Genomic DNA, 13190 nt, shown 5'->3' on the forward strand with positions numbered 1-13190 from the left:
TCGGACCAGGGCACCTCGGGTCAGACCGCGGAGGCGGGGAACCTCTCCCACACGCGGTGCGCCGGCAGGAGGCCCTGGAGCTGCTCCAGTGCTTCCACCGCCGTCTCGGTGACGACCACGCCCGGCTCACCCGGCACCAGGCCCGCCTCGGCCAGCGCGGTCGGCCCGGTGCCCCAGGCGACGACCGCCTTCGCGTGGCGGTAGACCTCCTGGAGCATCAGGACCACGCGCGGGTCGACGGTGAGGGCCGGGGCACCCGCCTTCGCGTCGCGCTGCGGCAGGGCGTCCGGCGCCGGGGCGGGCGCGGCGGACACCAGCAGCGCGTCGAACTCCACCGAGCGCGCGGTGAGGAACGTGCGCTGGGCGGTCAGGCCGTCCTCCAGGACGCCGCCGCGCGCCGCGATCAGCAGCGGCACCATGCCGGCCGCGGAGATGGCGCTGCGCAGCGCGTGCAGGTCTCCGAGCGTCTCCGGGGCGTCCGCGTCCACGACGATGCCGATCATGCGGCCGTCCGGCGGCCACTCCTGGCCGAGCTGGGACAGCGCCGGGCTCGGCGTCACGTCGGCGAGCGGCTCGCTCGGCTCCGGGGCCGGCAGGCCCAGCCCGGCTGCCACCTGCGCGCACAGCTCCGGGTCGATGTTGGCGAGCACGCGCAGCTCGCGCTCCTTGACCGCCTGCTCGTAGCACTTGCCGAGCTCGAACGTGAACGCCCGCACGATGTGCTCGCGCTCCACCGGCGTCATGCTCAGGTAGAACAGGCGCGCCTGGCTGAAGTGGTCGTCGACCGTCACGTGCGTGCGGCGCTCCTTGACCGCCTCCACCACCGGCTGCGCCACCTCGGTGAACGCCCCGGTGTCCGCGCCCGCGAAGAACGGGCAGCCGCCGTCGAGGGTGTTCGGCTTGTACGGCGCGACGCCGCGGTGCACGGCGTGCTGGTGGAACCCGTCGCGGAACATGTCGTTGACGGGCGCGTGCGGCCGGTTGATCGGGATCTGGTTGAAGTTCGGGCCGCCCAGCCGGGTGATCTGGGTGTCCAGGTAGGAGAACAGCCGGGTCTGGAACAGCGGGTCGTCGGTGACGTCGATGCCGGGCACCAGGTTGCCGAGGTGGAACGCGACCTGCTCGGTCTCCGCGAAGAAGTTCGTGGGGTTGCGGTTGAGGGTGAGCATGCCGATCGGCTGCACCGGGGCCAGCTCCTCGGGCACGATCTTCGTGGAGTCGAGCAGGTCGATGCCCTCGAAGGTCTGCTCCGGGGTGTCCGGGAAGACCTGGATGCCCAGCTCCCACTGCGGGAACGCGCCCGACTCGATGGCGTCGTACAGGTCGCGCCGGTGGAAGTCCGGGTCCACGCCGTTGATCATCTGCGCTTCCTCCCACGTCAGGGAGTGCACGCCGAGCTTCGGCTTCCAGTGGAACTTCACCAGCGCCGTCCCGCCCTCGGCGTTGACCAACCGGAACGTGTGGACGCCGAAGCCCTCCATCATGCGGTACGAGCGCGGGATGCCGCGGTCGGACATGTTCCACATGACGTGGTGGGTGGCCTCGGTGTGCAGGGACACGAAGTCCCAGAACGTGTCGTGCGCGCTCTGCGCCTGGGGGATCTCCCGGTCCGGGTGCGGCTTGGCGGCGTGGACGATGTCCGGGAACTTGATGCCGTCCTGGACGAAGAACACCGGGATGTTGTTGCCCACCAGGTCGAACGTGCCCTCGGACGTGTAGAACTTCGTCGCGAAGCCGCGGGTGTCGCGCACGGTGTCGGCCGAGCCTCGCGAGCCGAGCACGGTGGAGAAGCGGACGAACACCGGCGTGGTGACGCCCTCGCCGAGGAACGCGGCCTTGCACACGTTCGTGGCGTTGCCGTAGCCCACGAACACGCCGTGCGCCCCGGCGCCGCGCGCGTGCACGACCCGCTCGGGGATGCGCTCGTGGTCGAAGTGGGTGATCTTCTCCCGCAGGTGGTGGTCCTGCAACAGCGTCGGCCCGCGCCGGCCCGCCTTGAGCGAGTGGTCGGTGTCGTGCAAGCGCGCGCCCTGCGAGGTCGTCAGGTACTCGCCCTGCTGCTCCCGCACCTCGGCGTCGGCGCCGGTCCGGGCGCCGGTCGCCGTCCGGGTCTGCGGCGACGCCTGGTCCGCCTTGCGCGGCGGCGCGGGCTTCGGCTCCGTGGGCTCCTCCAGCGCGGGCGGTGTGCTGCCCGGCGCTCCCGGCACCGGCGGGGTCACCAGGTCGGCGACTTTCTCCACCGCCTTCTCCAGGGCGTCCTTGACGACTTTGGCGGGCTTGATGGGGTCCACGTACTCCTCCTCGTCGGCAGTCCCCCCGCGACTACCCGAACGCGAGCGGACTACACGTCCCGGTCGCCGGCAGCCGCGAGGGCGTCGTCGAGGGTGTCGTGCAACGACAACTCCCGGTGCAGGCCCACCGTGACGAGGGTCCGCCGGACGAGGGGCGCGGTGACCACGCGCAACGTGGCGCCGGCGTCCCGGAGGCGTTGGTGGGCGGTGAGGAGGGCCTCGATGCCGGGCGAGGAGAAGAACTCGACCCCGGCCAGGTCGGCGACCACCGTGCCGCCCTCGGCGGCGCACCCGACCAGCTCCATCAGGGGGCGGCGCAGCGCGGTGACCGTGGCGATGTCCACCTCGCCCCGTGCGACGAGGACGACGACGCCGTCGTCGCCCCGGACCGTGGTGGTGCTGAGTTCCGCGCCGCCTGGTGCCATTCCGCCCGTCCTGGTCGAGTGCGCTCCGGTCCAGCAGATCACACCGGACCGGGCTCGGCACGACGGGTGGGGCGGAACCCGGCGACGACCCGCCGACCGTGGTCGAGGTGGTGCCGGGCGCGCGGGTGGTCGACGAGCACGCGCGCCATCTCGTCCATCGCGATCCCGGTCGACGACGGCGGCACGCCGCGCGCGTGCAGCACGTCGCAGGTCCAGGCCAGGAACCGGCCGAACAGCTCCCGGTCGTCCACGTAGACCGCCGCGGCGAGGAAGTCCACGACGTGGCCGAGGTCCTCGGCGGTGGCGTCGAGCTGCCGCTCGTCGTACCCGCGCAGCGGCGGGAACCGGTCGTGCAGGGCCACCATCGACGCCGCGACCAGCTCGCCGCGCCGGGAGCGCAGCGCCGCGTACTCGGGGGCGGGCGCCCGCGGCGGGCCGGGCTCGCCGGTGCCGCGCCACCCGTCCCCGTCGAGCAGCTCCGCGGCGGACGCGGCGTCCGGGGCCCACGTGGGTATGCCGAGCGCCCGCGCCCACCGGCCGTCCGCGCCGAACCCGGCCCCGCCGACCAGGACGGGCGTGCCCGTGCCGCGGCACGCGGCGACCACCCGGTCGGCCTGCGGCAGGGCGCGCGACAGCGTGCAGCTCAGCGCCACCGCGTCCGGCCCGTGCTCGTGCAGGTGGGCCACGAGGTGCGGGCCGGGCACGCTCGCGCCGAGGAACGTCACCCGCCAGCCGCGCCCGCGCAGCACCTCGGCGACGATGCGCGGCGGCACGGCGTGCCACTCGTCGCTCAGGCAGGCCACCACGACGTGGCCCCGCGCGGGCGGCGGGCGGACGTGCGACGCGACGGCCGCGATGACGCGCTCGACGACCGCGGTGGCCGCGTGCTCCCGCGCCACGTTCCACAGGTTGGCCTGCCACCGCGCGCCGACCTCGACCTGGACGGGGGCGACCAGGTCGAGCAGCACGTCGTCCGACGTCGCGCCCGCGCCGAGCAGGCGCGTCGCCACAGCGATGGCGGAGCGCTCGTCGGCGGCCCCCGCGGCGGCCAGCAGCTCCTCGCGGTCCGCGGCCCGGACGCCGCTCACGCCGGCCACCCGGACGGCGACGCCCTCGGCGCGCGGACCACCAGCACGGCCATGTCGTCGTGGTCGCGACCGCCGAGCCACGCCTCGGCGCCGAGCACCGCCCGTTCGGCGACGGCGGACGCGGGCAGCGCCTGGCAGTCCGCCAGGAACACCGCGAGCCGGCGGGCGCCGAACTCCGCCCGGCCGTCCACGCCCCCGCGCGCCCGGGTGATGCCGTCGGTGAGCAGCACGCACGACTCGCCGGGGTCGAGGTCCACCGAGGTCGTGGTGAACACCGGCCGCTCCACCGCGCCGACGGGCGTCCCGCCGACCTCGACGAACTCGACCTCGCCGGTGCCGCGCAGCACCACCGGCGGCAGGTGCCCGCCGCCGGTCAGCTGGAGGCGCAGCCCGAGGGGGCCCGCCACGACCCGGCCGAGCACGACCGTCGCCGCCTGCGCGCGCCCGTCGGCCGCGCCGTCGAGCAGGGCGCTGTTCAGGACCTCCAGCGCCCGCCGCGGCCCGACCGGCACGCGGCTGAGCACGTCCAGCGCCTGCCGCACCCGGCCGCTGGTGACGGCCGCCTCCACGCCGCTGCCGACGACGTCGCCCAGCACGAACACCGCGCCGTCCGCCACCGGCAGCACCTCGTAGAAGTCGCCGCCCAGCACGTCGGCGCCGGACGCGGGCCGGTGGTGCGCGCCCAGCTCGACGCCGGGCACGGTGGGCAGGCCGATCGGCAGCAGGCTGTCGCGCAGCACGGCGGAGGTGCGCACCTGCGCGGCGTGCACGTCGGCGGCGGCCAGCGCGAGGCCGGCGCGGGCGGCGAACTCGGCGAACACCTCCTGCTCGGGGTCGTCGACGCCGGGGTCGGCGTCCCGGCCCACCCACAGCACCAGCGCCGGGCCGGGGAGCCGCGAGCCGGGCAGCGGTGCGGTGACCACCTCGGCGGTGCCGGGTGGCGCCGGGGCCCAGTCTGCGGCGAACAGGTCGGCCGGGTGGCGCTCCGGGCCGATCGCGGCGCCGTCCAGGGTCTCCAGCAACTCGGTCGGCAGGTCGTCGCGCCGCCACTCCCCCTCGCTCGCCACCCCGTCCCGCCCGACGTGCGCGTACCGGCCGTCGGGCAGCACCACGGTGGCGGCGGCGTCGGTCAGCTCGACGGCCAGCCCGGCGGCGGTGCGGGCCGTGCGCAGCGGGTTGAGCGACAGGCCGAGCCGGCGGCCGGCGCGCGCCAGGAAGCGGGTGCGGGCCCGTTCGGCGCGCAGGACCCGGTCGCGGTCGCGGTCGCCGGTCACGTCCTCGAACAGCCACGCGGTCCAGCCCCCGGGCAGGTCGCCGCGCGTGCCCACGACGACGGACCGGTCGACCACCGACTCGAAGGAGTCGTCGTCGGTGCCCAGGGCGGCGATGAACTCCGCCGGACCGGTGGGCGGTTCGCCCACCACGAGCCCCGGCACGACCTCGGCCGCGCGGGCGCTGACCCGGCGCACCCGACCGTGCTCGTCGCACACCGCGACCGCCAGGTCGAGCGCGTCGAGCAGCGGGACCTGCCCGCACGGGAGCGGGCCGTCCGAGGTGTCCGCGCTGTCCGAGGTGTCCGGGCCGCTCGAGGTGTCCGGGCCGCTCGAAGTGCCCAGGCCGTCCGAGGACGCGGCCGGCGGGCGCGAACCGCCCTCCCCGTCCACGGCGCTCACCCCCGCACTCGGTCGTCGTCCGACGCGGAGTGGCCCGCGGGCCACTCCCCGCCTCGGTTCTAGCAGCGGGGTCGAGCACGGCCAAGGGGCCGTTCAGGTGCGCCCGGGGCGGACGCTCAGGGCGCGATGAGGCCCCGTCGGCCGGCCGGAACCCGCGCGGCGTGGGCGACCAGCGCCGCTCCCGCCCCCTGCACTCGATCACGTCGCCGGCGTAGGCACCGGTTCCCCCGCAGCATCAGACCGTGGTCCGACCACCAGGTCCGGACCACGGTCCGATCCGGCCGACGGCTCCCTCGGGCACGGTGGTCCCATGACGACCCACTCCCCCGCCCAGTCCCTTTCCCCCCTCCCCATCGCCCCCCTCCCCACCGCCACCCTCCCGACCCCCTACTCCTTCCCGGGCCGCTGGACCGGCGCGACCGCGATGGTGCTGGGCCCGCTGCTGCTGTTGACCGCGACGCTGCTGCGGTGGCCGTTCCACTTCTTCTTCCCGCGGCAGCTCATCGCCGTGGCCGAGCAGCCCGGGGTGATGGCCGCCGCGCACGCGGCGGCGCTGGCGGGCACCGTGCTGCTGTTACCGGCCGTGCTCGTGGTCGCCCGCGACGCGGGCCGACTGAGACCGGTCCTGGCCTCGTGGGGCGCCGGGCTGGTGCTGGTGGGCCTGGTCGAGCGGGTCTTCCACGCCGGCGTCGACCAGGCGGCGCACGGCCTGGTCCGGCGGCACGGGGCCGGGTTCGCCACGGACCTGGTCGCCCAGTCGTACGGCGACCTGCACCTGTTCAGCTTCCTGTCGTTCACCGTCCTGCTGGGCTGGCCGGTGCTGGCGTTCGCCGCGCACCGCGCCGGCGCACTCGGCGGCGGCAGGTTCGGCGCGGTGCGCGCACTGGCCCTGGGCACGACCTGCCTCCTGCCGCTGGGCGTGCTGAAGGGCACCGAGGTCACCTCCGTGGTGGCTGTGGTCGGCCTGTGCGTGGCACTGGTGCCCGGCGGCGTCCGGCTGTTCCGGACGGGCCCCCGCCCACCACGCCGCGCACTGCTGACAGCACTGGCCACCGTGCCGGTGCTGGGTGCCCTGGCCCTGGTCAGCACGCTGGGGTAGGCGGGCGGCGCGCGAGCCGCGGTGAGGCCGTCCGGCTCCTGGCCGCACCGCCAGCCCTCGCCGGTCGGGCGGGACTCAGTGGTCGGACAGGGTTCAGTGGTCGGGGAGGGCTCAGCGGTCGGGGGTTGTCCGACGTGGTCGGGCGGTCAGTGCAGGCGGCTCAGCTCCGCGACGGCGAAACGGGCCGGGCGCCCGGCGCGCAGCGCCTCGTCCACGGTCGGGTAAGGGCGCAGCTGCGCGTCCAGGCCCGAGATCTCGAACGGCCGCAGGACGTGCCGCTGCCGGGCGACCACGTGCAGGGCGACGCCCGCCGCCCTGGCGGCGGACAGGTCCCAGTACAGCTCGTTGAGCCCGGCCGCCGCGAGGAAGGCGACGCCGAGCAGGTCGATCACGACCGGTGCGGGAGGGGTGACCAGTGCGAGGGCGATCCGCACCTCGCGCCTGATCTCGGGGGTGGTCGAGGCGTCGACCTCGCCGGTGACGCGCAGGACCACGGCATAGCCGTGCACCTCCCGCTCCACGCGGATCTGGTCGTCGAACCGCTCGACGATCATGGCGGCCTCCTCGGGGGCGAAGAAGCAGTGGCTGCGGTCTCACCGCCTGCGTGGGGCCAGACCGTACGCCCCCGAAGGCGATTACGCAGCTCATGGGGCGGACGCTTGCCGTTCACCCCCTGAGGCGATTGCATGGGGCCAGGCTCGGCGTGCGTCACCGGTGCCGAGGCTGGTGGTCCCGCCGGTTAAAAAGCAGCCGGCGGGACCGTCGCGGTCCTCGCCGCGGCGTGCAGGTGCTCCAGGGCTCGGCGCACGCGCTCCCGACGCGACCACTCCAGCCACCGCGCCGCCCCCTCGACCATCCCGTCCGCGTCCGCCAGCTCCTCGGCGGTCGGCAGCCGGTCGCGCGACTCGTGGAAGGTGGTCACGACCGCGAGGCACTCGCCCTCGGTGGACAGCAGCGGTGTGCTCACGAGGGCGCGCGCGCCCAGGGCGACCAGTTCGTCGGTCGTCGGCGAGCCGGCGAACAGCGGGTCGCCGGTCACGTCGGCGACCACGACCCTGGTCCGCCTCCGGCGGGCCGCCCACGCGGTGACCGCACCGGCCCCGTCGCCCCTGGTGGGCAGGGTGACGACGTGGCCGTGCCCCCGACCGCCGAGGACCGCGTCACCGAGGTCGGCCTCACCCGGGTCGGCCTCACCCGGGTCGGCGTCACCCGGGTCGGCGTCACCGAGGCCGGTGACGTCCCGGCGGGTGTCACCGGAACCGGTGTCGGGCCGGGCGGTACCGGACCGGGCGATACCGGGCCGAGCCGTGTCGGCGCGAGCTGCGTTGACGCGAATGGTGTCGGCGTGAGCCATGTCGGTCGGGTCGAGGTGGACGGCTACCCGCAGCCCGCCGGATTCGGCCAGCCGCACCTCGCCGCCGACCGCCCAGGTGCCCTGCACCACCGCGTCCAGCAGGTCGCTCAGCACGGCCCCCTGGGCGCGGGCGGCGCTGAAACCGAGCGCGGGCGCGGGGGCGGCGGGGGGCCACGGCTCGACCCCGCACGGGCGGGGCAGGTCGACCAGGGTTTCCGCCAGGTCGCGCATCCGCACGTTGGCCCGTTGGGAGACCCCGCGCAGCAGGGCGAAGGCGCTGTCCGAGTCGGGCAGCAGGTAGCGCTCCTGGAGCATGCCCATCGCGCGGGCGATGACGGGGCGGCCCGCGAGCTTGGCGCGCAGCTCGCGGACCTCCCGGGCGAGCCTGAGCACGGTCGCGTCCTCGTGCCTGCCCACCGCGTCGCCCTGGGCGCCCAGCGCGCCGTCGACCGTGCCGTGCACGTCGACCACGTCCGGCACCCGCTTGTAGCGCAGCACGCGGGTGACCGCCGGGCTGCCCGCCACGATCCTCAGCCGCCTGCCGGTGCCCGCGAGGGCGTCGGCGACGCCGAAGAGGGCCGTCACCCCGGCCCCGGACAGCAGGCGCACCCCGGTGAGGTCGACGACCAGGTCCCCGTGGCCCTCCTCGACCAGCTCCGCCAGCCGGGCCGCGACGGCCGTGCTCGCCGCCGCGTCCAGTTCACCCGACAGGGTGACGACCTGGGCCTCACCGGCGGCCACCTCGGCGGGGGTGAGCACCGCGACGTCCACCCGGACCTCCGCACCGGTCACGTAGCCCGCCGCCTCGGTCCGGCCCGTCGTCCTCCGGTCTGCCGCCGCCACCCGCTCAATGCTGCCGGCGGGGGTGCGGCGCGTCCTGTCGCCGGCGTCGGGTTGCCGTTCCCGAGTGGCAGTTTCACCCGTATGGTCCAGAGCATCGCGGTCAGCCGACGAGTCCTTCGAAGTGCGGCTTCATCGACGGGTAGTAGTCGTCGAACACCGGCAGCGGGGCGCCGTCGCGGGAGGCGACGAGCATGTCCAGGTAGTACTCCCAGCCCGGTCCGACCTCGCCGATGCCCTCCTCGGTGTCGAGGTGGTGCACGAGGCTCAGCTCCGTGACGCCGTCCACTTCGGACAACAGGATCTCCAGCCGCCAGGTGCCCGCCTCGTCGAGGGTGGACACGGCGAGCCTGCGGGGCGGGTCGCACACGTCGATGCGCACCTCCATCCAGGGCTGCTCCTCCTCGTGCACCATCCGCACCCGGACGGTGCGGCCCGGGGCGCCCTCCCCCTCCCAGGGGCCGAACCACCTCGCGGTGCGCTCGGGTTCGGTGATGCTGGCCCACACGTCGTCCGCTAAAGCGCGGAACGTGCGGGTGACGACCAGGTCGCTGCCTCCGCCGGTGCGGACCAGGCGGCCGGTGGCCAGGGGGCGGGGACGGGTCATGCCGTGTTCTCCTTCGGGTGGTGGGTGCTGCGTTCCCGCCGGGTCCGGTGGACCTCGGTCTCCAGGGCGTCGAGGTGGTGCGCCCAGCCGGTGGGCCGGGTGAAGCCCGCGAGCCACCGGGTCAGGGGGGCGAGGCGCGAGGCGTCGAGCGCGTAGAACCGCTGCCTGCCGACGAGTTCGTCGCGCACCAGGCCGCTCTCGCGCAGCACCCGCAGGTGCCTGCTGACGGCCGGGCGGCTGATGTCGAACCGCTCGGCGATCTGCCCGGCCGACAGCCGCGCGTCGTCGCGGAGCATCTCCAGGATGGCGCGCCGCACCGGGTCGGCCACGGCCGCCGCCACCTCGTCCACGCCCTGAAGCGTAACCAGTTAGTTACGCTTTGGGCAAGGGCCCCGGGTGATCACGCGCGGGCTGCTCGGGTGGTCACGCGATGGCGTCCAGGAACGCGGTCAGCGCCCGCCGGTACGGGCCGACCGTGGTCAGGTCGGCGTGCTCGTCCGGGCCGTGCTGCCCGTCGCCGCCCACGCCGAAGATCACCGCGTCGACGCCGTGGCGGTAGAAGAACCGGGAGTCGGCCGCGCCGTGCTTGCGCAGCAGGTCGCCGGAGAAGCCCTGGGCGCGGGCCGCCTCCTGGAGGGCGCGCACGTCCGGCGAGGCGGGGTCGACGTGGTGCGGCGGCTCCAGGGCGTCGACGTGCGCGGTCACGCCGGGCGGGCACAGGGCGGTCAGGTGCTCGGCGACCTGCTCGGGCGTGCGGCCGGTGAAGTCGGCGTCCTCGGCCGGGAAGCGGACGTCGAGCCACGCGGTGGCGTGGGCCGGGACCTGGTTGAGCGCCTGGTCGCCGGTGGTCAGGCGGGCGACGTTGACCGTGGTGCGCCACTCCTCCCGCTCGGCCACGGGGTACTTCGCCAGCACGGCCTGCACCGCTCCCACGACCTTGAGCAGGGCGTTGTCGCCGAGCCACGGGTAGGCGCCGTGCGCGGCGCGGCCGGTGGCGGACAGGCGGACGGCGGCCAGGCCCCGGGACTCGGTCACCACGCGCAGGGCGCTGTGCTCGCCGATCACCGCGAAGTCCGCCGTCACCCCCTGCTCCAGCTGGTGCAGGGTGCCGTCCCGGCCGCCGACCTCCTCGTCGGTGACGAGCTGGAGGCCGAGCGGGTACGGCAGGTGCGGCGCGCGGTCGCGGAAGACCTCGGCCAGCACGAGCGCCGACAGCTTCATGTCCTGCGCGCCGCGGGCGACGAGCCGGTCGCCCTCGCGGCGGGGCGTGAACTGGGCGTCGTCCCCGGGCACCACGTCGAGGTGGGCGTTGAAGAGGACCCGGAAGCGGGGCCGTTCACCGGCGGTGCGGACCAGGGCGCTCGGCACGCCCCCCGACTCGAAGCGCTCGACGGTGAAGCCGGGGCCCACCACGTCGAGCACGAGGTCGAGCGCGCGGCGCAGGTCCTCGGGCCGGTCGGTGGTCGAGCGGATGCCGAGCAGGTCCACGGCGCGGTGCGGCAGGTCCATGCGCCCATCGTGCCAAGGTCAGCCCACGTCCGACACCGCGTGGGCCGCGCTCGTGGCGGACGGGCAGCGCGGGCGGGCGCGCAGCTCGACGACGCCGACCACCAGGGCCAGCGCCACCGCGACGGCCGCCGCCCCGACCGCGACGAGCGCCGCCACCCCGAAGTCCCGACCCGACGCGCTGAGCACCGCGTAGAAAGCGCCGGTCAGCGCCGCCGTGCCCACCGCGGACCCGATGCGCTGCCCGGTCTGGAGCGCGCCGCCCGCCGCGCCCGCCATCGCCACCGGCACGTGCCGCAGCGTCAACGTCGTGTTCGGCGAGATCACCCACCCGCCGCCGATGCCCGCCACGAGCAGCGCGGGCGCGACGGCCCAGCCCGCGAGGTGGGCGGGCGCGAGCCACAGCACGAGCGCCGTCACCGCGAGCCCGGCGACGACCAGGCTCAACCCGGTCACGGTGAGCTTGCGCCCCCAGGTCGCCACCAGCCGGCCGCCGACCACCGCGGACGCGGCCGAGCCGACCGCGAACGGCGTCACCGCCAGCCCGGACTCCAGCGGCGTGTAGTCGAGGCCGGTCTGGAAGTACAGCGCGAACACCAGCCAGATGCCGCTGAACCCGACGAAGTAGACCAGGCCGAGCAGCGCGCCCGTGCCGTACCCGGGGGTGGAGGTGAACATGCGCACGTCCAGCAGGGGGCTGCGGTCGCGCGCGGCGACCTTCCGCTCCCAGCGCACGAACAGCACGAGCAGGACGGCGCCGAGCACGAACAGCCACCACAGCTCCACCAGCCCGCCCGCCTCGGCCAGCACCAGCGGCAGCATCACGGCCAGCACGCCCGTGCCGAGCAGCGCGGCGCCGACCAGGTCGAGGTGCCCGCGCGGGGCCTTGCCGCCGCGCGGCAGCAGGCGGGCGGCGAGCACCAGGGCGACCACCCCGATGGGCACGTTGACGTAGAAGATCCAGCGCCAGCCCTCGTCCTCCCCCGCCACGGCGAGGATCACGCCGCCGACCACCGGTCCGACCGCGGTGGAGAAGCCGACCGTGGAGCCGAAGAAGCCGAACGCCCGACCGCGTTCCGCGCCCCGGAACAGCTGCTGGATGAGCGCCGAGTTCTGCGGCGCCAGCGCGCCCGCCGAGATGCCCTGGAGCAGGCGGGCGACGATCAGCACCTCCGTCGTCGGCGCGAGCCCCGCGATGGCGCTGAACAGGACGAACCCGGTGAGCGCGCAGAGGAACATGGTGCGCCGGCCGATCGCGTCCCCCAGCCGCCCGGCGGGCACCAGGGCGAGGCCGAACGCGAGGGCGTAGCCCGACACGACCCACTGCACGCCGGCGGGCGACGTGCCCAGGCCGTGCTGGATCGACGGCAGCGCGACGGACACGATGCTCACGTCGAGCAGGCTCATGAACCCGGCGACCAGGGTGACCGTGAGCGCCTTCCACCTGCGCGGATCGGGCTCGTACTCGCTGCTCATCACCTTTTCCTACCCGCAGGCGGCGGCACCTGCACCACGACGGGGCGGCCGGGTGACGAACGGGACGCTTGATCACCCGCGCGGTGGGATACCCCACGCACATGGACACGACGCAGCTGGAGCAACTCCGCGGTTTCATCCTCGACGGCCTCGCCGACGACGAGGAGCGCGTGGCGCGCGGCGACGCGCCCCTGGTGGCCGACGCCGAGGCCCGCGGCCGGTTCCGCGTCCTGCGCTCGGACGACGGCGACGGCCTGCTGCTGGTCCCGGGCGACCTGTCGCTGGAGGACGAGGGCTCCCCCGTGTCGCACGAGGAGAAGATCCGCGCGCTGCGCTCGGAGGTGGAGAGCACCGACTCCGGGGACGTGCTCCAGCTCGTGGCGACGGCGTACGAGGGCCGCCACGGCTGGCTGGAGGAGTGGCGCGCCGCCACCCCGTGACGTCGGCGGGCCGTGACGTCGGCGGGCCGGCCCGGTTCGCCACGACGTGACGCTCGGGTCCACGCCGCTCGCGGACGTCGCCGACCGGGAGAGCGGGCACCGGGTGGCCGCCGCACGCGGCGTCGTGCGGCGGCCACGAGATCCGGCAGCGGTATCGCCCCTTCCCTGCTTCGGTGTCGTGGGATGACCACTGGACCTCTTGGAGGCGGTCCACCTCGTGTCTACCTGCCACGACGGACGGCCGGGGCGACGTTGACCGCATCGGCGGACGCCCACCGGCCGGTCAGGTGACGACCCCTCACCTATGACGAACCGTGACCTCGCCGCCCCACGCGGCGCGCGCGGGTCTGGCAGGCTTCCCCTCGTGCCGGCGACCGCCGCGCGGGAGGAA

12 protein-coding genes are annotated in these 13190 nt (G+C 75.3%); 2 read left to right on the forward strand and 10 right to left on the reverse strand.

Translation table 11 applies throughout. The features are described 5' to 3' along the window. Positions 1–20 precede the first annotated feature (20 nt). Genes ACRAKJ_RS22590 through ACRAKJ_RS22605 form a run of 4 tightly spaced genes read right to left on the reverse strand, consistent with a single transcriptional unit; the run spans position 21 to position 5477 of the window. Complete coding sequence (locus ACRAKJ_RS22590; RefSeq protein WP_438923650.1) at positions 21–2291, reverse strand: catalase; 2271 nt, start codon at positions 2289–2291, stop codon at positions 21–23. A 50-nt stretch (positions 2292–2341) separates the two neighbouring features. Continuing rightward, positions 2342–2716, reverse strand: a complete 375-nt coding sequence (locus tag ACRAKJ_RS22595; protein WP_438923651.1) for an anti-sigma factor antagonist — start codon at positions 2714–2716, stop codon at positions 2342–2344. A gap of 38 nt (positions 2717–2754) precedes the next feature. Next, positions 2755–3804 (reverse strand): cobalamin-dependent protein, encoded by a 1050-nt coding sequence (locus ACRAKJ_RS22600; protein ID WP_438923652.1) that lies wholly within the window; start codon positions 3802–3804, stop codon positions 2755–2757. After that, positions 3801–5477: a SpoIIE family protein phosphatase gene (locus ACRAKJ_RS22605; RefSeq protein ID WP_438923653.1), complete on the reverse strand. Its 1677-nt coding sequence runs from the start codon at positions 5475–5477 to the stop codon at positions 3801–3803. Before ACRAKJ_RS22605 ends, ACRAKJ_RS22600 begins: the two co-directional genes overlap by 4 nt. A 310-nt stretch (positions 5478–5787) precedes the next feature. On the opposite strand from ACRAKJ_RS22605, the gene ACRAKJ_RS22610 reads away from it, so the two are divergent. Further along, the gene (locus ACRAKJ_RS22610; RefSeq protein WP_438923654.1) at positions 5788–6576 is read left to right on the forward strand and encodes a hypothetical protein; all 789 of its coding nucleotides are present in this window, start codon (positions 5788–5790) and stop codon (positions 6574–6576) included. A gap of 146 nt (positions 6577–6722) precedes the next feature. Here ACRAKJ_RS22610 and ACRAKJ_RS22615 read toward each other — a convergent pair whose 3' ends face one another. The 6 genes from ACRAKJ_RS22615 to ACRAKJ_RS22640 all read right to left on the reverse strand — a co-directional run bounded on the left by ACRAKJ_RS22615 (position 6723) and on the right by ACRAKJ_RS22640 (position 12359). Continuing rightward, a complete protein-coding gene (locus ACRAKJ_RS22615; RefSeq protein ID WP_438923655.1) occupies positions 6723–7130 on the reverse strand; it encodes an anti-sigma factor antagonist in 408 nt (135 codons plus the stop codon). A gap of 185 nt (positions 7131–7315) precedes the next feature. Beyond that, a complete protein-coding gene (locus ACRAKJ_RS22620; protein ID WP_438923656.1) occupies positions 7316–8773 on the reverse strand; it encodes an ANTAR domain-containing protein in 1458 nt (485 codons plus the stop codon). 100 nt (positions 8774–8873) lie between these two features. Further along, positions 8874–9377, reverse strand: coding sequence for an SRPBCC domain-containing protein (locus ACRAKJ_RS22625; RefSeq protein ID WP_438923657.1), 504 nt, complete (start codon positions 9375–9377; stop codon positions 8874–8876). Next, positions 9374–9727: a metalloregulator ArsR/SmtB family transcription factor gene (locus tag ACRAKJ_RS22630; protein WP_438923658.1), complete on the reverse strand. Its 354-nt coding sequence runs from the start codon at positions 9725–9727 to the stop codon at positions 9374–9376. The genes ACRAKJ_RS22625 and ACRAKJ_RS22630 overlap by 4 nt, the downstream gene beginning before the upstream one ends. 73 nt (positions 9728–9800) lie before the next feature. Beyond that, positions 9801–10886, reverse strand: coding sequence for a M20/M25/M40 family metallo-hydrolase (locus tag ACRAKJ_RS22635; RefSeq protein WP_438923659.1), 1086 nt, complete (start codon positions 10884–10886; stop codon positions 9801–9803). An 18-nt stretch (positions 10887–10904) separates the two neighbouring features. Then, positions 10905–12359, reverse strand: coding sequence for an MFS transporter (locus ACRAKJ_RS22640; RefSeq protein ID WP_438923660.1), 1455 nt, complete (start codon positions 12357–12359; stop codon positions 10905–10907). 101 nt (positions 12360–12460) lie between these two features. Between ACRAKJ_RS22640 and ACRAKJ_RS22645 the strand changes: the two genes are divergently transcribed. Continuing rightward, positions 12461–12799 (forward strand): hypothetical protein, encoded by a 339-nt coding sequence (locus ACRAKJ_RS22645; RefSeq protein WP_438923661.1) that lies wholly within the window; start codon positions 12461–12463, stop codon positions 12797–12799. Positions 12800–13190 lie beyond the last annotated feature (391 nt).

The sequence above is a fragment of the Saccharothrix sp. DSM 118769 genome (assembly GCF_052936295.1).

Excerpts from the sequence above, each read along its gene's own strand:
- ACRAKJ_RS22595 (WP_438923651.1), bottom strand. The coding sequence starts at position 2,716 with ATGGCACCAGGCGGCGCGGAACTCAGCACCACCACGGTCCGGGGCGAC.
- ACRAKJ_RS22645 (WP_438923661.1), top strand. The coding sequence starts at position 12,461 with ATGGACACGACGCAGCTGGAGCAACTCCGCGGTTTCATCCTCGACGGC.
- ACRAKJ_RS22610 (WP_438923654.1), top strand. The coding sequence starts at position 5,788 with ATGACGACCCACTCCCCCGCCCAGTCCCTTTCCCCCCTCCCCATCGCC.
- ACRAKJ_RS22635 (WP_438923659.1), bottom strand. The coding sequence starts at position 10,886 with ATGGACCTGCCGCACCGCGCCGTGGACCTGCTCGGCATCCGCTCGACC.
- ACRAKJ_RS22615 (WP_438923655.1), bottom strand. The coding sequence starts at position 7,130 with ATGATCGTCGAGCGGTTCGACGACCAGATCCGCGTGGAGCGGGAGGTG.
- ACRAKJ_RS22640 (WP_438923660.1), bottom strand. The coding sequence starts at position 12,359 with ATGAGCAGCGAGTACGAGCCCGATCCGCGCAGGTGGAAGGCGCTCACG.
- ACRAKJ_RS22625 (WP_438923657.1), bottom strand. The coding sequence starts at position 9,377 with ATGACCCGTCCCCGCCCCCTGGCCACCGGCCGCCTGGTCCGCACCGGC.